The organism is Caballeronia sp. Lep1P3 (assembly GCF_022879595.1).
Lineage (GTDB): Bacteria > Pseudomonadota > Gammaproteobacteria > Burkholderiales > Burkholderiaceae > Caballeronia.
This window is the reverse complement of sequence record NZ_CP084266.1, coordinates 991,820-1,012,312: the sequence shown is the minus strand read 5'-3', so window position 1 is coordinate 1,012,312 and position 20,493 is coordinate 991,820. Positions and strand designations below refer to the sequence as shown.

Genomic DNA, 20,493 nt, shown 5'->3' with positions numbered 1-20,493 from the left:
CTCTTTCACGAAGACGACTTCGGAGTCGATCCATGAAACTTGCATCGCATGCAGTGGCACTCGCGCTGCTCGTCGCAAAGAGTTTGTGCGCGCATGCGCAAGATGGGCCTCTGACCGGTGCGCAAGTCGTCGGCGTCGTCATCGTGGCGAATCGGTCGGATGTCGCTGTCGGCGAGCTTGCATTGCGCAGAACGCAGTCCCGAAGCGTGCAGAACTTCGCGCGCAGGCTCGTCGCCGAACACGGCGACGCCGAGCGCCGCGCGGCCGCCATGCTCGCGCAGTTCGGCGCGCAGGCTCGCGCGAGCGCCATGAGCGACGCGCTCGCGAATCAGGCACGCGGCGACCTTGACACACTCGACGAACTGGGAAGCCGCGATTTCGACCTCGCGTATGTGCGACGAGAGATCGTGTGGCATGAGCGATGGATCGCAGCGACCGACGACATCATCCGCTCGACGACGAATCCGCACGTAAAGGCGCTGCTGGCTGCCGCGCGGCCCACTTGCATCTTGCATCTCAATCAGGCGCGGACGCTCGAATGGGCGTTGAGCCGATAAAGAACGGGTGTTTCTTTATTCGTCGATGCCGCGCTTACGTCGTCTCGCCGCGTTCGAAGAACTTCGCGCTTTTGACGAGTTCGCGCAACGGCGCCAGGCTCTGCTTGAGGGCATCGATGAGCTGCCGACGGCCTTCGGCGGCAGCGATATTGCCCAGGTCCTCGGCGCGGCGCGTAAGGCTTTCTTGGCCGTCAGAACTTCTCGACCCAGGGCCTCAGTTCGATCTCCCACGACCATGCGCTGCGATGCTGTCGCAGCACGTCGAGATACGATTGCGCGATGGCATCGGGGTCGAGCGTGCTGTCGGGTGCATCGGCAGAGTCGGCGCGATGCGCGGCGCGAACGGCGCCGTCGATCACGAAATGCGCAACGTGGATGCCCTTGGGCGCGAGTTCGCGCGCCGCGCTCTGTGCGAGACCGCGCAGCGCGAACTTCCCCATTGCGAACGGCGCGGACAGTGCGAAGCCTTTGACGCCCGCCGTTGCGCCCGTCAGCAGAATCGCGCCGTTGCCCGCTGGAATCATGCGCTTCGCCGCCTGCTGCACGGCATGGAAAGCGCCTAGCGCCGACACGGCGATCGCCTGTTGCACCTGAGCGGGATCGAGTTCGGCGATGAGTCCGCGCGTGCGTCCGCTCGCGTTATAGACCACGATTTCAGGCGCGCCGATTCGCGCTTCGGTCTCGCTGAAGAGGCGTTCCATCTCACCGGCGTTGGCCGCATCGACGGGCAGCGCGATCGCGCCCGTTTCATCGACGAGCGGTGCGAGCTTCTCGACGTTGCGCGCGGCGATCACCACTTGCAGATTGCGCGCGCGCAACGAGCGCGTGAGCGAGCCGCTGATGCCCGGCCCCGCGCCGATGATGAGTGCGCTTTTGTACGGAATATCGCTCATGACGTCACCCCAGAGAACGGTCATGCCGATGGTAGCCGAGGCACGCGACTTCCGCGCGGCGCGCGATGTTCGAAGAGCGAAAAGAGACGCACGTGCTACGAATAGAACGATGGCTCGGGCATCCGTCCATTGAGCGCCCAGTCGCCGAGTTCGCGCACTTTGTAGTCGATGGGATCGTGCAGCGTATGCACGCGCACGTTGCGCCAGAAGCGGTCGAGACGCAGTGCCGCTGTCGTCGAGCGCGCGCCCGTGACCTCGAACATGCGATGCGCGACATCCAGTCCGGCGCGCGCGGCTGCGACCTTCGATGCCGCCACCGCGACGGCGACCTCGCCGCGCTCTGCTTCGCTCAACGCGAGGCCGCGCTGCCAGGCGCGATCGAACGCCTGCATCGCACGTTCGGCAAGCAGGCGCGCGCCTTCGAGCGCAACGAAGAAGTCGCCGAAATGCGCGAGCACATACGGGTCCTCGCTGGGCCGCGCGGCGTCCGACGCAATCCAGGGCCGCGCCTGTGCGAGCGTCGCCTCGCGCGCAACTTGTAGCGCGCCCTCGCCGATGCCCAGATAGATGTGACTCAGGATCGCCTGCGCGAGCAACGGCCGCAGACACGCGAACGGGCTGGAGAGCGGACCGGGGTCGATCAGCAATTCGTCGGCTGCAACGTGTACCCGTTCGAATACGACCGTGCCGCTGTCCGTCTGACGCTGGCCCATGTTGTCCCAGTCGTCGAGCACGCTGATGCCCGCGCGGTTCGTCGGCGTGACGGCGATGAGAAGGCGGCCGTCGTCATCGAAAGCGGACGCGAGCAGTTGATCCGAATCGCGTGCGCCGGAACAGAAGCTCTTGCGGCCATCGAAGAGATAGCCGTTATCCGCATCGGGCAGGGCGCGCGTGCTCTTGTCGAGCGGATTGAGCGCGTTGCCCCAGAACCATCCTTGTGCGACGGTTTCAGCGAGCCAGCGGCGTATTTGCGCGTCGCGCCCGAAGAGGCGGATTGTCGCGAGTTGAAGATGATGGAACGCGAAGAGATGCGCGAGCGAACTGTCGACCTGCGCCATGCGCCGCACGATATCGAGCGTCGTGGACCAGTCCGCGCCGTCGCCGCCGTATTCCGGCGGTATCGAGAGCCGCAGAAGGCCGCTCTCGCGCAACAGGCGTCGCTCGTGAAAGGCGGTGCCGCCCGCCTTGTCGCGCGCGGCGGCGGTGCGCGCCCAGTCGCGCAGCACTGCATCCAGCGGTTCAGTCCAGCGAGCGTCCTCGATACCGTTCATTGCATGCCTCCTGACATGGACAGCCATGCTTGCCTACGGTAGCAAGGGATGGCCGAAGCGAGAAGACTTTTCAGCGACGCGATGCCTCGAACTGGCGTCGAAAGTGTCTGCATTAAGCCCTTCGTAAAGAGCCGCTCAATCGATCTGGGAATCGAAGAACGGCTTGGTTCCGGCGGCGTCCAGCGCAAATACGAAATCAACTGGTTTTTCCCGATGCACGGTCCCGCGATGAACGAGGCGACAACGCAGATCATCGACGGCTGATGGACTATTGCCGGGCGGCGCGGCTGCGGAAAATGCGGGTTGATGAAGCAAGCGATGCGCTCGGACGCGAGCGCTAAAGATTAAGCATGACGAATTAAAGCATCGCGCGTCATGCCACCAGCCGCTTCGACCGCGCCGTCCGAACGATCGTTCGATATATCGTGCATCCTTCATTTTTTAGTTAAGCGACCGTAAACACACCTGCAGCGCATCCCTGCTGCTTGCGACGCCGTTACGAGTTACGAGCTACGCGGCTCATTGGAAAAGTGAAATACATGAAATTGAAAGATTTGTCCGTGCGAACAGGCTTTATCGCGGTCCTCCTGCTTTTCGGCGCGCTGGTTCTTGTCACCGCGTTCTTCGGTGTCTATTCCGTCAACCAGTCGAATGCGTTGTCGGAAAAGGTGGACACGCTCAACACCGAAATCGTCGATCTGAAAGATGTGTACATCAACAACCTCAAGGCACGAAGCGCGTTGAGCCGCGCCTTTATCGCCCTTTCTTCCAATCCTGCCGACAAGGATTCAGCCGTCGCCGCGGCCCGGGGCTATTACGACCTGGCCAAGAAGTCCTTTGAAGCATTCCAGGCGATTCCCAAGGCCACGTCCGCGCAGCAGCAGGTTGGCGCGCAAGTGGCTGACACCTTCCATGCCCATACGGCCGCAATCGACCAGTTGTTCGTCGCCATCGGCGCGGGCGATGTGGAAGCGTATGCACGCACCAACGAAGGCCCGATGACGCGCACGAGCGCGGCGTTCGGCAAGTCGGCCGATGCGTTCTTCGGCGTCGCCGCTGACGAATCCGCGCAACTTCAGCACGACAAGGCGCAGAGCAAGACGACGCTCGTCGCCGTCGCCATTGGCCTGCTCGTGGTGTCGTGCGCGCTTATCGCGTTCGTGTATTACGCGCTCGAACACACCATCGTCATGCCGCTCAAGGAAGCGATGACCGTTCTCGAACACGTTGCGCGCGGCGATCTCACTGTCGCGATTCGGCATGAAGCCGCGAATGAAATCGGCAAGCTATTCGCGTCGATGCGCGAGATGAAGCGCAGTCTCGGCGGCATCGTGAAGGCCGTGCATGGCGGCACGGACGTGATCGCAACCGGCGTTCATCAGATGGCGAGCGGCAACACGGACCTGTCGCAACGCACCGAGGAACAGGCGGCGGCGCTGCAGGAAACGGCCTCGTCGATGGAAGAACTCACGAGCACGGTCCGCCAGAACGCGGACAACGCGAAGCAGGCGACGCAGCTCGTCTCGAGCACGGCGCTCGTCACCGAGCGCGGCAATCATGCGGCGCAGGAAGTGGAGCTGACCATGCGCGGCCTCTCGGAGCTGTCGGGCAAGATCGCGGACATCACGAACGTGATCGAAGGCATCGCGTTCCAGACCAACATTCTTTCGCTCAATGCGGCTGTCGAAGCGGCGCGCGCGGGCGAGGAGGGACGCGGCTTCGCCGTCGTCGCGAGCGAAGTGCGTTCGCTTGCTCAACGCAGCGCGAACGCGGCGAAGGAGATCAAGGAGCGCATCACCGATTCGCTCGGACGTGTCGAAGCGGGCGCGCAACAGGCGCAGCAGGCAAGCCAGGTCATGAGCGAAATCCTGACGTCGGTGAATCGTGTGAGCGACCTGATCGGCGAGATCGCCGCTGCATCGGAAGAGCAGTCGACGGGCATCGAGCAAGTGAACCGCGCCATCGCGCAGATGGATCAGGTGACGCAGCAGAACGCGGCGCTCGTCGAACAGGCGTCGGCGGCAGCGCTCGCGCTCGACGAACAGACGCTCGCGCTGAAAGGTTCGGTTTCCGCGTTCAGGGTTGACAGCGTTATGTGAGCGCGCATCGCGCCGCGCCGGGCGTAAGGATTGCCTCGGGCGCGGCGCCCTTGCTGCCTTGACAGCCCGCGCTCGTCGGGCGAATAATGCCTCAGCGTTCGATTAGCGAAGTGTTGTTCGTATAGCGAACTCACTGATCGACCGCCGCACGGCGCGCCTGCGCTCTTCCACTCACAGAATCGGCACGGTTCGCCGGCGTGCGCATGCAAGCGCCGACGCATCGCGCACCGATCGTATCCGCCTGTCGTCAGCACGGCGGTGGCCACACATATCAGAGACATGAAGCGAGACACTCACCGCGTCGCGGGCCATCAGCAAGCCGCCGGGCGCGGCATCGTCGAAGGACTGGTTTATGTTTTCGAGCGGGTGATGCCCGATCCGTTCGTCCTGTCCATCTGCCTGACCCTTTTCGTCGCGGTGCTCGCGGCGCTGATCGCGCCAGCCGGCACGCCCCCCAAGATTCTCGACGCCTGGTTCGAAGGCACGTTCGGCATTCTCGGCTTCGCGCTGCAGATGATCCTTATCCTCGCGACGGGCTACGCCATCGCGGAAGCGCCCATCGTGCAGCGCGGACTGCGCGCGCTCGCGGCCCATGCGCAGACGCCGGCACGCGCGGCGCTCGTCGTGTTCCCGGTTGTCGCCATCGCCGCATGGCTCAATTGGGGACTGGGGCTGATCGTCGGCGCGTTCCTCTCCCGCGAGATCGCTCGCCGGGTGAACGTGGACTTCGCGTGGCTCGTGGCGGGCGGTTACTCCGCGTGGTCCGTGTGCAACAGCGGGCTTTCGAGTTCCATCGCACTTTCGCAGGCATCGCACGGCAACGCGCTTAACCTCGTGGAGAAGGCGACAGGCCACGTCGTGCCGCTCTCCGAAACGGTCTTTGCGCCGTTTGTTTTCATCCCGACGGTGCTCGTCGTCATCGTCATGACTGCGCTCTTCATCAGGATGCATCCGAAGGCCGAGAACGTGGTGGCTTTCAGCGATGCAAGCGACGATGCGCAGGACGCGTCCAGCGCCGATCCGCACGCGCGCGTCAACACGACTGCTTCGTTTGCGTCGCGCTTCGAAGAGTCGATGATCGGGACCGCGGTGCTCGTTGCGTTCGGCGTCGGCTATCTCTTCGTGGCATGGCGCGACAAGAAATTCGATCTCGACATCAACACGACGATCCTGATCTTTCTGTTGATCGGTCTTGTCCTTCAGCGCACGCCCATTGCCTATGCGAACGCCATTCGACGCGCCGCGCGGCAGACCGGTTCCATGCTGCTGCAGTATCCCGTGTATGGCGGGATCATGGGCATCATGAAGGGCACGGGACTTGCCTCGATGATCGCAAAGGCATTCGTCACGATCGCGACGCCGGCGACGCTTCCGCTCTGGAGCTATCTGAGCTCGCTCATCATTACCTTGCTCGTGCCGAGCGCGGGCGGCCATTGGGCCGTGCAGGGACCGTTCGTGCTGCCCGCCGCCATCGGGCTGCATGCGTCGGTGCCGCGCACCGCGATGGGCGTGGCGATGGCGGAGAACGTGTCGAACATGCTGCAGCCGTTCTGGGCGGTGCCTATCGTCGCCATCGCGGGAATCCGCATCCAGCGCGTAATGGGCTATACGGCGGTGACGTTCGCCGTATCGCTCGTGATCTATGCGGCGTCGCTGTGGTTGATTGCGTGATCGAGTGGGGCCGCATTATGCGGGGCGTTCAACGCGCCCTTAGCGGCAATGGCGCGTCTCGTAGAGCGACCATTCGGCCTCCTGCATAACGAGCGCGACATCGCATTCGTTATTGGGGAAAAAATTCGCCGGCAATGGTTCACCCGCGTGAATGAAGAAGTAGCGGTACTTGCGCGCGTTGTCCTTGTGCCAGCCGAAGCGTCGCGGATCGCCTTCGAGCGCGGGTCCGTCCAGCGGCAGCATGCCCGGCCTGAAGCGCACGATCTGCGGCACGAAAGTCGCGAAGTTGAAATCGACGAAACCGTGCTGCTCCGCCTGGTACCACAGCGCCTGATGCATGTAGGCGGTGAGGCTTCTGTACGCGGGGCTCGTGCGGTCGAACACGAGATTGAGTGCGCGTTGGCCCGGTTCCGTTCGCGCGAGCAGCTTGTCGAGCGGCGCATTCTCGACGGTGAATCGATGCAGGCGGACCGCCTGATCCGTCAGAAAGATCCAGCATCCGGCGACGATCGCGGCCTGCACGCCCACGCCGCGAAGCGTTCGCCAGCCCGAACGCGCCGACGCATCGCGATCATCCTTCGCCGATGTCGGTGCCGCGCAGAACATGAGCGCATACGCCGGCAGCAGAAACAGCGCAAAGCGCTGATACAGGTACCCGGTCTTGAGCGCCACATCGGGCACGGCGAACCAGACGAGCGCTACCGCGAGCATCGGCACGATCACTGAGCGATCCCGGTTGATTCTGTCGCGCCACAGCCACGGCGCCGCGAACATCAGCGCGACAAGGGGCAGGTACACCGCCGCATTCTTGCTCATTCCCCACACATAGACAGGCAACGCAAACGCACGGTGCCAGTCCCAGCCCCACTTGAACGCGACGACTTCGGGCACCGCCTGACCGAGCAACGGATCGTTCGCACGGCTAATGATTACATAAGCGATGCACAGCACGCCCAGCGGCACGAAGGGCGCGAGCGCAACGACGCGGCGGGCCATCGGCCTGTGCCCGAAGAGCACGAAGCCCACGCCTATCGCCGCCCCAAAGACGAAGACGAGGCCGTGGCAGAAGAAGAGCACGACGCCCGCGACGAAGAGGCCTATGCCTCTTCTGATCGAAAGCGCGTTGGCATACGTGTGTGCGAGCCAGATGAACAGAATGCCGAGCGGCGCCGCGACGAGAAACGTATAGAAACCCCATCCGAGCGCGAACCCGAAGCATCCCGGCACGAAGAGCCAGTCGAGCCGCGCATCGCCATGCAGATGACGGCGCAAGCCGACGCACGAGGCCACGAACGCGATATACGCAAGCGTCAGCATGCACTTGAGCGCGGTGGCCACGGGCATCAGATACGCGAGCGGCAGCGCGAGTCCGTAGCCGACGAGATACGGCGTGAACAGATTGATCTGCACGAGGCTTTGCCACGGCGACGCGTGGCTGAGCACGTCGCGCAGCAACGCGACTTGCCCCGCGTGTTGCGGCAAATCGACGAAGGGCGGGCGCGGCGCTATCCAGAACAGCGCGGCGCCATACAGCACGGTGGCGATGAAAAGCACGCGCGGGAGGATTGCGGCGAGACGGCCTGTGCGTGCGAACGGCGCGTGACTGTCCGCATCGACGCTCGCGTTCACTTGCGCGGATTGATCGGCGGGCATGTTCATGCGAGCCGCCCGATGATGAAACGCGGTGGCCGCGCGCGTACGGTGAGCGCGACGAGGCGCGGACTCGCTGATATGAGATTCGACGTCGTCATGGGCAATATGCTCGTCTCCGAACTTGCCTTGCACTGAGTTCCAAGGCGCTGAATCGGGAGTTCGACTGCAAATGCATGCACTGCCGGTCATGCCGTGGACCGGATGCGACAGACGTTCCACTGATAATTTCACACGCGCGTCATGGGCGACAGACACCGCGCGTTGACGAAGATACTACGCGCAGTCCAAAAACAAAGACAAGGGATTCGTGCATGCGAACGGCGCGACAACGCTCAACTAAAGCGGGACGTCCTCGATGAGCGCAAGGCGCACAGCGCGAATTCTGCGGTCCACGAAATAGCCTCCGCCTTCCGTGTAGCGCAGATAAAGGCGCCCGCACGACGTGCATTCCCACACGCCGCAGCGGTTATACGGAAAGTAGCGCGGCGCGATGGGCGCGTCGGGCGACCAGTAAGTCGTCTTGCCCGGAAGATACTCGGAGAACGTCGGCTCGGGCTCGTCTTCCGGCATCAGCGTGCCGACTTCGCGGAACTGCGTTTCGTCGAGAGAGAGCGGCTGGGATTGCCAGCCGTCGAGCGGCGTTTTCGTGCAGGTGCACGGGCCTGGATCTTGCGCTTCGGCGCGCCGTGCAAGTGCAATGAGCGATGCTGTGTCGAGATGGTCTGGCATGGCGTCGGAGTGTCCTGGCGTCGATGAAGCGAACGCGCCATGATGCACGCGTCGCCACGCATCGGGCAAGCCGTCAGCCGTTCATCATCCGGTCGCGCTGCGCAGCGACCCATGAGCGGTCGAAACGTCCTTCCGCAATCGATCTCAACGCTTCCGCTTCCTTCGCGGCCTGCTTGCGCGCGCCTTCGATCACGGCTTGGACATCGGCGGGCGCAATCGCGAGCACGCCGTCTTCGTCGCCGACGACGATATCGCCCGGATGCACCACCATGCCGCCGACCGTGACGGGCACGTTGATCTCGCCCGGCCCATGCTTGTATGGCCCGCGATGCGTGACGCCGCGCGCGTACACCGGAAAATCGCGCTGGCTCAGCGCGCCGACATCACGAATCGCGCCGTCGATCACGAGGCCCTGCACGCCGATGCTTTCCGCGAAGCTCGCCATGATGTCGCCCATCAGCGCCTGAGTGAGTTCGCCTGCGCCGTCGATCACGAGCACGTCGCCCGGCCTGCAGTAGTCGAACGCGCGATGAATCGCGAGATTGTCGCCGCCGCGCGTTCGCACGGTGACGGCGGTGCCGGCCATCGGTCTCGGCCGATGAAACGCACGCAGGCCCGTGGTGCCGCTCACGCGCGCCATGTTGTCGCTCAGGAGCGATACCGCGAGTTCGCGCAACGCATCGAGCGTCGCGGCGCTCGCCTGGGGTGCCGATTCGTATTCGCGCCATCCTGCCGGATTCATGTCGTCGCTCCTTCGGTCGATCGTTGTCGTTCGAGCTGCGCGGACAGACGTCCGTACACCGCGCGCGCGTTGTCTTCGTAAATGCGCTGGCGATCCGCGTCGGAGAGCCAGTCGATTGCATCGATATAGCGGCGCGTATCGTCGAAATAATGGCCCGTTTCGGGATCGATGCCCTGCACCGCGCCGATCGTCTCCGAAGCGAAGAGGATGTTCTCGACAGGGATCACCTTGGCGAGCAATTCCGCGCCCGGCTGATGGTAGACGCAGGTATCGAAGAAGACGTTCTTCAGCAGATACTCGGTGAGAAGCGGGCGCTTCATGTCCTGCGCGAGCCCGCGATAACGGCCCCAGTGATATGGCACTGCGCCGCCGCCGTGCGGAATGATGAACTTGAGCGTCGGAAAATCCGCGAACAGGTCGGCGGTCAGCAATTGCATGAACGCGGACGTGTCGCCATTGATGTAATGCGCACCCGTCGCATGAAAGTTCGGATTGCACGACGATGAGACATGGATCATCGCGGGCACGTCCAGCTCGACCATCGCTTCATAGAGCGGATACCACGAGCGGTCGGTGAGCGGCATGCCGGACCAGTGGCCGCCGGAAGGGTCCGGGTTCAGATTGCAGCCGATGAAACCGAGCTCCTGCACGCATCGCCTCAATTCCGCGATGCAGTTTTCAGGCGGCACGCCCGGCGCCTGCGGCAACTGGCAGACGCCCACGAAGTTGCGCGGAAAGAGCTTGCAGACGCGATGAATGAGATCGTTGCATTCGCTCGACCACACCGCGTTGGCCTCGGCCGTCGCAAGGTGATGGCCCATGCCGGCGGCGCGCGGCGAGAAGATCGTGAGATCGGTGCCGCGTTCGCGCTGGATGCGAAGCTGTCCGCCTTCGATGCTTTCGCGTATTTCGTCGTCCGAAATAGACGGTCGCGGTGGCGGCGATGCGCCGTCCTTCAGCGCGGCCACCTGCTTCGTGCGCCACGCTTCATGCTGAGGCGGCGAGGTCGTGTAGTGACCGTGACAATCGATGATCATGGCGTAGTCCCGTTGTCGTTGTGTACGGTGTTCACATCCGCGCGGCAGGATCGGCGGCGGGCAGCGAAGCGTCTTCGTCGTTGGCGGGCTTCACGCGCATCACGAGGGCGATGATCGTCGCAATGACGAGAAACGCCGCGATGGTCAGCAATGCGAGCTTGAAGTTGCCTGTCGCGTTGCGCACGAGCCCGATGCTCCACGGTCCGACGAGCCCGCCGAACTGCGCGATCGTATTGATGAGCGCAATGGTCGCCGCGCCTGCCGCGCCCGTTCTGAACGAGGACGCAAGGCTCCAGAAGAGCGGATTGCCCGCATAGATGAAGAGGCCGGTCACGCACAACAGCACGTAAGCGATGACGGGATTCGGCGCATAGGCGCTGCCCGCGATGGCGATGGCGCTCATGCCATAGACGAACGCGAGATGCTTCTTGCGGTCGCCGGTGCGGTCCGAACTGCGGCTGATGATGAACGTGCCCAGCACGCCGAGCAGCGGCGGCGCGGCCGAGAGAAAGCCGACTTCGATATTGCTGAGATGACCGAGGCTCTTGACGATCTGCGGCAGCCACAGGAAGAGGCCGTAGATGCCGACGAGCGCGCAGCCGAAGAGACACGCGAGACTCCAGACGCGAAGGTCGCCCACTACGCGCAGCAGCGGAAAATGCGCCGCGCCGCCAACGGCTTCGCGCTCGGCTGCGAGCGTCGATTCGAGCCATTGCTTTTCGTCGTCGTCGAGCCAGTCGGCATCGGCGGGGCGCTCGGTCATGATGCGCAGCGTGACGAGGCCCAGCAGCATCGCCGGAATGCCTTCGAGAATGAACATCCATTGCCAGCCCTGCAAGCCGAGGACGCCGTTCGCGTAGGTCATGAGCATGGTCGAAATCGGGCCGCCCAGCACCGCCGAAAACGATCCCGCGATGATGTAGCCGCCCACGGCCCGCGCGCGGTATCGCACCGGGAACCATTTCGTCAGATAAACCGCGACGCCCGGCAAGAAGCCCGCTTCCATCACGCCGAGCAGAAAGCGCAGCACGTAGAAGCTCTTGTCGTCGAAGACAAAGGCCGTGGCCGCGGCCACCGCGCCCCATGTCAGCAGAATCCGCGCGATCCAGCGCCGCGCACCCACACGATGCAGCAGCAGATTGCTCGGCACTTCCAGCACCATGTAGCCGACAAAAAAGATGCTGCCGGCAAAGCCGAACACGGCGGGGCTGAAGCCGAGCGCCTTGTTCATGTCGAGCGCGGCAAAGCCGATGTTGATGCGGTCGAGGTAGTTGAAGAACATCATCGCGAAGAGCAGGGGCATGAGCCGCCCGTACACCTTTCGCATGGTTGCCGCTTCGTTGAAAGGGGTCATGCCGTCTCCACGTTTTTTCGTCGGATCGCGGGCTCTCTGGCCCATGCTTTACAAACGGCCTACGCCGTCCGCTCGCGCGAATGGGCCGCGCACAATGCGCACGCCTCTTCGAGCATGAAACGATGATAAGAATGGCAGAAGCGCGCGTCCAAGACGAGTTGCTTATTGTTCTATAAGGCCCGACTTATAGTTCGGAGGCGCTCAGAGGCGCGGGAAGACAGCGCAGAAACGCGCGCATATGAGGCGAATCGTCATCGGTGCGGAAGGTGACGGCAAGCGTCGACCATTGCGATGCGCCCGGCCCCGCGAGCGGACGAAAGACGACGTCTGTGCGTCCGTGCCGCGCCACCGACTCGCCGACGAACGTAACCCCCAGCCCCGCCGCGACGAGCGCGATAGCGGTCTGAATCTCATAGGCCTGATGCGCGATGAAAGGCGTCACGCCCGCATCGCGATAGAGCGACTGCACAGTGCGCTTGAACTGCGCATTCGGATGTTTGGGATAGAGGATGAGCGGCGTATCGGCGAGTTCCGCGATGCTTACTTTCTTCTTCGCCGCTAAAGGGTGATCGGGCGCGAGCGCCGCGACGATATGTTCACGCAAAAGCGGATACGACGTGCATCCGGGAATGGCAAGCGGCTGGCGTCCAATGCCGACGTGGATTCGCATGTCGTTCAGTGCGTCGGTCTGCTGCTCCGTCAGCATTTCGAAGAGCTTCAATTCGACTTGCGGATACGCATGATGAAACGCCTTTAGCGCGGGCGGCAGGATGCTGTACATGGCGGATCGCGTGAATCCGATGGAAAGCCACCCGCGCCGCCCCATGCCGATTTCCTGCGCGCCGAGGCTTGCCTGTTCCAGCGAGCCGAGGATCTGCCGCGCCTCCGTGCAGAAATAGTGACCCGCTTCGGTGAGCCGCAGTGGCCGCCTCGCGCGATCGACGAGCTGCGTGCCGAGCCTGTCTTCCAGGAGCCGGATTTGCTGGCTCAGTGCGGGTTGCGCAATATGAAGTCGCTCGGCTGCGCGGCTGAAATTCAGTTCCTCGGCGAGAATGACGAAACACTGCAAGGACCTGAGATTCATGTCGGCGTTCCTGAAGTTCAAGCGCGTCGCTTACGATGTAGGAACGTCATCATGTCATATGCGAATGCAAGACTTGCGCCTTAAGCGAATCTTCAGTTTGTTTCGTATAGGCTCTGAAGCCGATTAGAAGCAGCCTCATCCGGAACTGGAACCCATGCAACGCGACACCTTCTCCAAAGCGTCGGACACGGCCACGCGCATCGCCGCCGGCGATGACAAAACGACCTACGATCGCCTGTCTATCGCTTTGCATTGGCTTACCGTTGTTCTGGTGCTCACGCAGTTCGCTCTCGCGCAGACGTGGGGCTTCGCGCCTAAGCCGACGCGCCACTTGATGATCGTCGCGCATATGTCGTTCGGGATGATCCTCGCGGCGGTGATCGTCGTGCGGATCGTATGGCGTTTGTCGCCCGGGCATCAGGCGCCGGTTGAAACCGCTGGCTGGGCGGAGTTGGCGGCCAAGGGCGTGCACTATCTTCTCTACGGGCTGCTCGTAGCCGAAGCGGTACTGGGTTTCATTCTGCGCTGGTCGGGCAATGAATCGATGAGCTTCTTCGGCCTGGCAATCGGCGCGCCTTTTCCGCCATTCAGCAAGGCCGCGCATCACACTGTCGGCGAAGCGCACGATCTGGTGGGATGGACCATCATCGTGCTGGCGGCGTGTCATGCGGCAGCCGCGCTCTTTCACCACTTCGTCATACGTGACGCCGTATTGATGCGGATGATGCCGGGCCTGACCAGGCGCCGGTAAGCCGCTGCGTTTCGATTTTCGCTCGCGGCGCGGCCCTTAAGCCTTTCTTAAGCGTCATGGCCGCAGTCTGGACGCATTGACGTCTGCGATGTCCGTCCATGTCCGAGCGACCGATCAAGTGCGTGCGCCCGCGCTGCACGCAAAGAACCAATGAGTCGTCTGCGCAATCGGCGAGGTGCGCTTGAGCGCGCATTCGGTTGGCGCGTTCCTGTGGCTCGTCATCGCGCTGTGCGGCGCCTCGACTTGCTATATCGCCATTGCCGCGCTCGTGCATGCGGGCGCGCGCGGCATGCGCCGCGTGCCTGTCGATATTCAGCACGATGAAAACCTGTCGTCTCTTCATATGCCGGTGTCGGTGCTCAAGCCGCTGTGCGGTGCGGAGCCGCGCCTCTATTGGAATCTCGAGAGCTTTTGCACGCAAGCACATCCTTCGTATCAACTTGTGTTCGGCGTCGCTAGCGCGGACGATGCCGCTGCAAGCGTCGTAAGGCGGCTCATTCAGGCCTATCCCGAGCGCGACATCGCACTGGTCGTCAATGCGGAAATACACGGCACGAATCTCAAGGTCAGCAATCTGCTCAATTTGATCGAACGTGCAAGGCACGAATGGCTCGTCATTGCGGACAGCGATATTTCAGTCGGGCCGGATTATCTGACGCGCGTGACAGCGCCGCTTGCGGACGCGAGAATCGGACTCGTGACGTGCCTTTACCGTGCGCGCTGCGTTGGCGGCTTCTGGTCGCGGCTTGGCGGCTTATTCATCGACGAATGGTTCGCGCCTTCGGTCGATGTGGCTAATCTGGGCGGTTACGGTCGCTTCGGTTTTGGGGCGACACTTGCGCTTAGCAGAGAAATGCTTGAACAGGCCGGCGGTTTCGAGGCTTTGCGCGATTGCCTTGCGGATGACTACTGGCTGGCCGATCGCGTCCGGGCGTGCGGAAAGCGCACGGTATTGTCGGGGATCGTCGTGACCACGGACGTCATCGAGAACCGCTTCGCTCCGCTGTGGCACCGCGAAACGCGCTGGCTAAGGACGATCCGCTCAGTGAATCCGGCGGGATTTCTCTTTCTTTGCCTGACGCTGACTTCTCCGTGGCTTCTGACGAGCGCGCTCATTGGCGTGAGTCTCGATACGAGCGGCGCCGATCTCGTTCAATCCATTGCGGATACGATCGTCGACACAAGCACGTCGCTCGGCTTGAGCGCGCGACTTTTATTGCACTGGCGTTGCGCGCGCTCGTGGCGGCATTTCTGGTGGAACTTGCCGCTGATTCCATTGCGCGACGCGCTCATGTGCGTGCAATGGTTCGCCGCACTGTTCGGCTCGAATGTGAACTGGCGCGGCGCGCGCGTGCCGATCGGGGATGTCCGGGACGCCTATCGCGCAGAGGCGCCCGTATCGGATAACGACTCGCTTTGATAGCCGAGGCTCACTCATGATGAAAACGCTCTTTCTGCAGGCGCCTTCTTTCGACGGATTCGACGGCGGTGCCGGTTCGCGCTATCAGGCGAAGCGCGAGATACGGTCGTTCTGGTATCCGACGTGGCTCGCGCAGTCGGCCGCGCTGATTCCAGGAAGCCGCGTGCTCGATGCGCCAGCCGACGACCTGTCAGTCGAGGCGACGCTTGCGATTGCTTCGGAATACGAACTGGTCATCATCCATACCAGCACGCCCTCGTTTCCCTCGGATGCGCTCTTTGCCGAGCAGCTCAAGGCGCGTGCGCCATCCACGCTCGTCGGTATGGTGGGCGCGAAGGTCGCGGTCGATCCGCATAATTCTCTGACCGCGAGCGAAGCCATCGACTTCGTATGCCGCGAGGAATTCGATTTCACTTGCAAGGAAATTGCCGAAGGTAAGCCGATGGCCGGCATCCGCGGTCTGAGCTATCGCTTGCCGGACGGTTCCATCGAACACAACGAAGCTCGCCCGATCCTCGAAAACATGGACGAGCTTCCGTTCGTCGCGCCGGTCTACAAACGGGATCTGAATATCGATAACTACTTCATCGGTTATCTCAACTATCCCTACGTTTCCATCTACACCGGGCGGGGCTGCCGCTCGCGCTGCACGTTTTGTCTATGGCCGCAAACGGTGGGCGGGCATCGCTATCGCGTGCGTTCGGTCGAGAACGTTCTGGCCGAAGTGAAATGGATTCGCGACAACATGCCCGAAGTCAAAGAGATCATGTTCGACGACGATACGTTCACCGACTTCAAACCGCGCGTAGAGGAAATCGCGCGAGGGCTTGGGAAGCTCGGCGTCACATGGTCATGCAATGCGAAAGCCAACGTGCCTTACTCGACTCTCAAGGTCATGAAGGAAAACGGCTTGCGCCTCTTGCTGGTCGGCTATGAATCGGGCGACGATCAAATCCTCCTCAACATCAAGAAGGGCCTGAGCACCGCCATTGCGCGGCGCTTCGCGAGCGATTGCCGTGAGCTCGACATCAAGGTGCATGGCACGTTCATTCTCGGCTTGCCCGGAGAGACGAAGGACACGATAGAGAAGACGATTCAGTACGCGAAGGACATCAATCCGCACACGATTCAGGTGTCGCTTGCAGCGCCTTATCCGGGTACGAAGCTGTATGAGCAGGCGGTTCAGAATGGATGGCTCGAAGAGAATAAGGTCATCAATCTCGTGAGCAAGGAAGGCGTGCAACTCGCGGCGATCGGTTATCCGCATCTCTCGCGCGAGGACATCTATCACGAGCTGGAACGGTTCTATAAGCGCTTTTACTTCCGGCCGTCGAAGATCTGGGAAATCGTGCGGGAAATGTTGACGAGCTGGGACATGACGAAGCGCCGTTTGCGCGAGGGCGTCGAGTTCTTCCGCTTCCTGCGCGCGCACGAGGCGTAGCGCGGTGCAAGCGCTCATCGTTACGGCCGACGACTTCGGATTGCATGCGCGCGTGAACGATGCGGTGGCGCTCGCTCATCAACGCGGAATACTGACGTGCGCGAGCCTCATGGTAAGCGCGCCAGCGGCCAGCGAAGCCGTCGATATTGCGCGCCGATTGCCAGGCTTGCGCGTGGGCTTGCATCTCACGCTGACGGATGGCTTCTCGACGCTTGCGCGTGAAACGATTCCTCATCTCACCGATAACGAAGGCCGTTTCGAGGGAACGATGTTCGGCAACGGCGTTCGCTTCTTCATGCTGCCGCATGTGCGCCGGCAGCTTGCGCATGAAATCGAGGCGCAATTCGAAGCGTTTTCGCGGACCGGCCTTGCGCTCGATCACGTCAATACGCACAAGCATTTTCATCTGCATCCGACGGTGCTTGACCTCATAGTGAATATCGGCCCGAGGTTCGGTATGCGCGCCATGCGTTTGCCACGCGACGTCAGTGGCTCGCTATGGCTCGCGCCATGGATCGCTTTAGTAAGGGCACGTCTTGCGCGCGCGGGCATCGCGCATAACGATTGGGTGGCGGGCCTTGCCGCCACGGGCAGCATGAATGAGTCGGCCATGCTCGCGACGCTCGCGCGTGCGCCGCAAGGCGTGCTGGAACTCTATTGCCATCCCGCGACAGAAGGCGAATTGCCGATCACGCCGGCGATGCGCGGCTATCGGCATGCGGACGAACTCGCCGCGCTCTGCTCGCCGCGCATCGCGCAAGCGCTTGCGTCGATGAACGTGAAGTGCGGCGGTTTCGGCGATGTCTTTCCGGCAGCAGCCGGCGCTTGCAAAGAGGCGAGGCTCGTCTCGTGACGGCCTTGCTGACCTTGTTCAAGTGGCTCCGCTGGCCCGCGGTGCTTGCACTGCTCGCCGCACTCGCATCGCGCGCGAGCGTGTCAGGTTCCTTGTCGCTCATTCGAGAAGCCGGGCCGATGCTGCTCTTGCTCGTGCCGCTGCACGCGTTGCCGTTGTTACTCGATGCGCGCGCGTGGCAATTGCTTCTCGACGGGCGCATAGGACTGAGCGTTCTTTGGCGGATCGCTGTCGTGCGCGAAGCGGTCGGGCGCCTGCTGCCAGTCGCGGGCGTAGCGGGAGAAGTCGTCGGCATTCGTCTCGCGATGCGGCATCTTCCGGACGCGAGCAAGGCAAGCGCCTCGGTCGTCGTCGAAGTGCTGGTGACGATAGCCGTCCAGTTTGCGCTGACGATGCTCGGACTCACGCTGCTGCTCGCGCACGCCGGCAAGGTGAGCAGTCTGACATCCGTCATCGGCTGGGCTTTGGTGATCTCGCTGCCCATAGGGATTGCCGCGTTTGCGTTAGCGCACAAAGGCGCGCCATTTCGACGGCTCGAATCGATCGCGCGGAGTTGGTTAGGGCCTGCCGCCAAGCGGGGCTTTCGCATCGATGGGGCGCGCGTCGATTGCGAAGTGCGCGCATTGCTGCGGCGTCCGCGACTTTGCCTTGGCGCCTTTGCATGGCAATTCGCGGGCTATGTTCTTGGCGCGTTGGAGATCGAATTAGCGATGCAGTTGCTCGGACATCCCATATCGATTAACGGCGCGGTTGCTGTCGAAGCGCTCGTGCAGGCGGTCCGCAACGCTGCGTTCGTCGCGCCCGCGGGTCTTGGGGTGCAGGAGGTGGCGATCGTTACGCTTTCGGCTGCGTTCGGTATTGATGGTGAAAGTGCGCTGTCGCTCGCGTTAATCAAACGCATGCGCGAAGTGATATGGGCGGGCATTGGAATGGCTGTTTTGCGCATAGAAGAGAGAATCACGATGGCGACGCGTGCAACGAACTGCGAGTTCGTCGAGCGTGAGTAGCTGCGAATCGGCGCAGCGCGCTTGAGCGTCGCCGCGAGAATGGTTAAGACGTCGCCATTACCCGTTAAGAGCGACAGCGCTGAACTATTCACGTTTCTTGCGCTTTTGGCCTAACGGCTCTTCCGCTCTAAGCGACGCATATCGCTAGGGGCGTTCACCGCTTCAATGGAGTTTCTTTCAGACTTCAGCGAATCGAACGCCAGATAACAGAGAAGCCACTTCTTGGAAAGTCAAGCTTCTATCTGGCGAGCCTAGTCAGTCACGGGACGCGTTCACACATCGCTTCAGCGTTTGGTACTGCCCCTCGAAGTTCTGCACCGCCCAGGAAATTTTTCCCGACTCAAGCCGGCAGTGTTGCGCAATCAGCAAATCACACAGCAGACACTTAAAAGCGTGCCATAATGGCGTCCGTTTTTTGAGATGACGCGCTCTGTGCGGGGGCGCGGTTCGGCAAAAAATACTTGCTAAGAAATGCTTGGGCGGTGCGCGTGCTCGAAGAGTTCGTTACGTTCCCGGGGTTCTGCTGCGCTCCATTTTCGTTCTAAGGGGGATTGCGGCTGGTCGAATTCGACCAAACCGCCTACGCCGAGAGATGCTCTAAAGCTCGAAAAGACGTGCAACAAATCCTCAGTTCCCGCAATTGACCATGAGCGCGCTCCCTTAGAGTGCTTGCTGTCGTCGAGAAAGGATTAGTTTCGGGGAATCGCTGTATCTCAAGAGCGCGGCGCGTCGCAAAGTGGCGAATTGAATGATGCCGCCGACATTTGGATGAATGGCGGCACTCCGGACATTTTATGTTCTGCGGCATAACGGCAGAAGAAGAACTCGATGTCAAGCTCCTTGGAAAAGAATCGTTGTCGTTGATTCTTGCCGCGCTATCGCTGACGGTGCGGGACTTATTTCTCGTGGTTGCGGAGGTCCAGCGCGAGCCGATATGGCTGCCGCGACGAGGGACTCCGCTTTCGAATCAGTGAGTTCGCGTGCAGGAAGTCGGCGTCCTTGTTTTGAGCACTTAGACCACATCGGCGGATTAGATAGTAGAAGAACATGATGTCAAGCTCGATAAAGAAGAAAGTCTCGTTGGTCTGGGCTCTAGCAACTTTGTGTCTGTCGGGGTGTGGAACCTTTCCGGATTGGATCCCGGCGTCAGGAGCGAGTCGTGAGCAGGTACTCGAGCAGCACGACTCTGGACGCATCGAAGGCATTCAGTTGGTGGACGTCAACGATGTGCTGGCGCGCGGACTCGCGAAAGCGAAACAGCTGGGGCGCTTTTCGAACACGTTCGCGAGTAAGACGACGAATACCTACGAGATCGGTCCCGGTGATGTGATTGAAGTGACGATCTGGGAAACGCCGCCCGCGATGCTGTTCGGTTCGGCGGCGCCGGTATCGTTGCCCTCACTTGGCTCGGGCGGTTCGACCAGTGTCACGCTGCCGACCCAAATGGTAGCCGCCGATGGCACTGTCACGATTCCGTTTGCCGGCCGCGTGAATGTTGCAGGACGCACGGCGGAGCAGATCGAGGGCACCATCGTCAGCCATCTCAAAGGCAAGGCGAACCAGCCTCAAGTGCTCGTCAGAGTGACGAAGAACAATGCGTCGAATGTCACGATCGTCGGCGAAGTGAACACCAGTTCCATGATGCCGCTCACGCCAAAAGGGGAGCGTCTGCTGGATGCGCTAGCCTTTGCTGGCGGACTGAAGCAATCGGTTAGCCATATGGCCGTCCAGCTGTCACGCAGGGATACTACGGCGACCATGGCGTTGGACTCGGTGATTCGAGATCCTAAGCAAAATGTGCGGCTTGAGCCGGGCGACGTAGTGACGGCGCTTTTCCAGCCGCTGACTTTTTCGGTGCTCGGCGCGACGGGCAAGAACGACGAGATTCCGTTTTGAAGTTCCGTAACCGAGAGTGTAAAGATCGACCCCGC

The 20,493-nt window shown here is 61.9% G+C and carries 18 protein-coding genes; 10 read left to right on the top strand and 8 right to left on the bottom strand.

All coding sequences use genetic code 11. The annotated features are described in order from the left end of the window. Positions 1–32 precede the first annotated feature (32 nt). Positions 33–557 carry a DUF4142 domain-containing protein gene (locus LDZ27_RS19140; protein ID WP_244816449.1) on the top strand — a complete coding sequence of 175 codons (525 nt, stop codon included), beginning with the start codon at positions 33–35 and terminating at the stop codon, positions 555–557. Between the two features lie 191 nt (positions 558–748). Here LDZ27_RS19140 and LDZ27_RS19135 read toward each other — a convergent pair whose 3' ends face one another. Beyond that, positions 749–1,474 (bottom strand): SDR family NAD(P)-dependent oxidoreductase, encoded by a 726-nt coding sequence (locus LDZ27_RS19135; protein WP_244816448.1) that lies wholly within the window; start codon positions 1,472–1,474, stop codon positions 749–751. A gap of 71 nt (positions 1,475–1,545) precedes the next feature. After that, positions 1,546–2,721, bottom strand: coding sequence for an acyl-CoA dehydrogenase family protein (locus LDZ27_RS19130; RefSeq protein ID WP_244816447.1), 1,176 nt, complete (start codon positions 2,719–2,721; stop codon positions 1,546–1,548). 48 nt (positions 2,722–2,769) lie between these two features. Here LDZ27_RS19130 and LDZ27_RS19125 point away from each other — a divergent pair, with 48 nt between their 5' ends. From LDZ27_RS19125 to LDZ27_RS19115, 3 genes are all read left to right on the top strand, one after another. After that, positions 2,770–2,985, top strand: coding sequence for a hypothetical protein (locus LDZ27_RS19125; RefSeq protein WP_244816446.1), 216 nt, complete (start codon positions 2,770–2,772; stop codon positions 2,983–2,985). A gap of 275 nt (positions 2,986–3,260) precedes the next feature. Next, entirely contained in the window at positions 3,261–4,820 is a 1,560-nt protein-coding gene (locus tag LDZ27_RS19120; RefSeq protein ID WP_244816445.1) for a methyl-accepting chemotaxis protein, read from the top strand. Between the two features lie 279 nt (positions 4,821–5,099). After that, positions 5,100–6,491, top strand: coding sequence for a short-chain fatty acid transporter (locus LDZ27_RS19115; RefSeq protein WP_244816444.1), 1,392 nt, complete (start codon positions 5,100–5,102; stop codon positions 6,489–6,491). Between the two features lie 39 nt (positions 6,492–6,530). Here LDZ27_RS19115 and LDZ27_RS19110 read toward each other — a convergent pair whose 3' ends face one another. The 6 genes from LDZ27_RS19110 to LDZ27_RS19085 form a co-directional block, all read right to left on the bottom strand. Further along, a complete protein-coding gene (locus tag LDZ27_RS19110) occupies positions 6,531–8,150 on the bottom strand; it encodes a hypothetical protein (RefSeq protein WP_244816443.1) in 1,620 nt (539 codons plus the stop codon). 330 nt (positions 8,151–8,480) lie between these two features. After that, positions 8,481–8,873 (bottom strand): hypothetical protein, encoded by a 393-nt coding sequence (locus LDZ27_RS19105; protein WP_244816442.1) that lies wholly within the window; start codon positions 8,871–8,873, stop codon positions 8,481–8,483. A gap of 73 nt (positions 8,874–8,946) precedes the next feature. After that, on the bottom strand, positions 8,947–9,615 hold the full coding sequence (locus tag LDZ27_RS19100) for an RraA family protein (protein ID WP_244816441.1): 669 nt from the start codon (positions 9,613–9,615) through the stop codon (positions 8,947–8,949). Beyond that, the gene (locus LDZ27_RS19095) at positions 9,612–10,652 is read right to left on the bottom strand and encodes an amidohydrolase family protein (RefSeq protein WP_244816440.1); all 1,041 of its coding nucleotides are present in this window, start codon (positions 10,650–10,652) and stop codon (positions 9,612–9,614) included. Before LDZ27_RS19095 ends, LDZ27_RS19100 begins: the two co-directional genes overlap by 4 nt. Positions 10,653–10,683: 31 nt before the next feature. Then, positions 10,684–12,006 (bottom strand): MFS transporter, encoded by a 1,323-nt coding sequence (locus tag LDZ27_RS19090; protein ID WP_244816439.1) that lies wholly within the window; start codon positions 12,004–12,006, stop codon positions 10,684–10,686. A 184-nt stretch (positions 12,007–12,190) separates the two neighbouring features. Beyond that, positions 12,191–13,090, bottom strand: a complete 900-nt coding sequence (locus LDZ27_RS19085; RefSeq protein ID WP_244816438.1) for a LysR family transcriptional regulator — start codon at positions 13,088–13,090, stop codon at positions 12,191–12,193. A gap of 154 nt (positions 13,091–13,244) precedes the next feature. Between LDZ27_RS19085 and LDZ27_RS19080 the strand changes: the two genes are divergently transcribed. From LDZ27_RS19080 to LDZ27_RS19055, 6 genes are all read left to right on the top strand, one after another. After that, positions 13,245–13,841 carry a cytochrome b gene (locus LDZ27_RS19080; RefSeq protein ID WP_244816437.1) on the top strand — a complete coding sequence of 199 codons (597 nt, stop codon included), beginning with the start codon at positions 13,245–13,247 and terminating at the stop codon, positions 13,839–13,841. A gap of 181 nt (positions 13,842–14,022) precedes the next feature. Next, positions 14,023–15,261, top strand: a complete 1,239-nt coding sequence (gene hpnI, locus LDZ27_RS19075; protein ID WP_244816436.1) for a bacteriohopanetetrol glucosamine biosynthesis glycosyltransferase HpnI — start codon at positions 14,023–14,025, stop codon at positions 15,259–15,261. A 19-nt stretch (positions 15,262–15,280) separates the two neighbouring features. Then, positions 15,281–16,702, top strand: coding sequence for a hopanoid biosynthesis associated radical SAM protein HpnJ (gene hpnJ / locus LDZ27_RS19070; RefSeq protein WP_244817263.1), 1,422 nt, complete (start codon positions 15,281–15,283; stop codon positions 16,700–16,702). A 4-nt stretch (positions 16,703–16,706) separates the two neighbouring features. Continuing rightward, a complete protein-coding gene (hpnK, locus tag LDZ27_RS19065; protein ID WP_244816435.1) occupies positions 16,707–17,555 on the top strand; it encodes a hopanoid biosynthesis-associated protein HpnK in 849 nt (282 codons plus the stop codon). Continuing rightward, the gene (locus LDZ27_RS19060; protein WP_244816434.1) at positions 17,552–18,562 is read left to right on the top strand and encodes a lysylphosphatidylglycerol synthase domain-containing protein; all 1,011 of its coding nucleotides are present in this window, start codon (positions 17,552–17,554) and stop codon (positions 18,560–18,562) included. The genes hpnK and LDZ27_RS19060 overlap by 4 nt, the downstream gene beginning before the upstream one ends. Before the next feature lie 1,212 nt (positions 18,563–19,774). After that, the gene (locus tag LDZ27_RS19055; RefSeq protein WP_244816433.1) at positions 19,775–20,458 is read left to right on the top strand and encodes a polysaccharide biosynthesis/export family protein; all 684 of its coding nucleotides are present in this window, start codon (positions 19,775–19,777) and stop codon (positions 20,456–20,458) included. Positions 20,459–20,493: the final 35 nt, after the last annotated feature.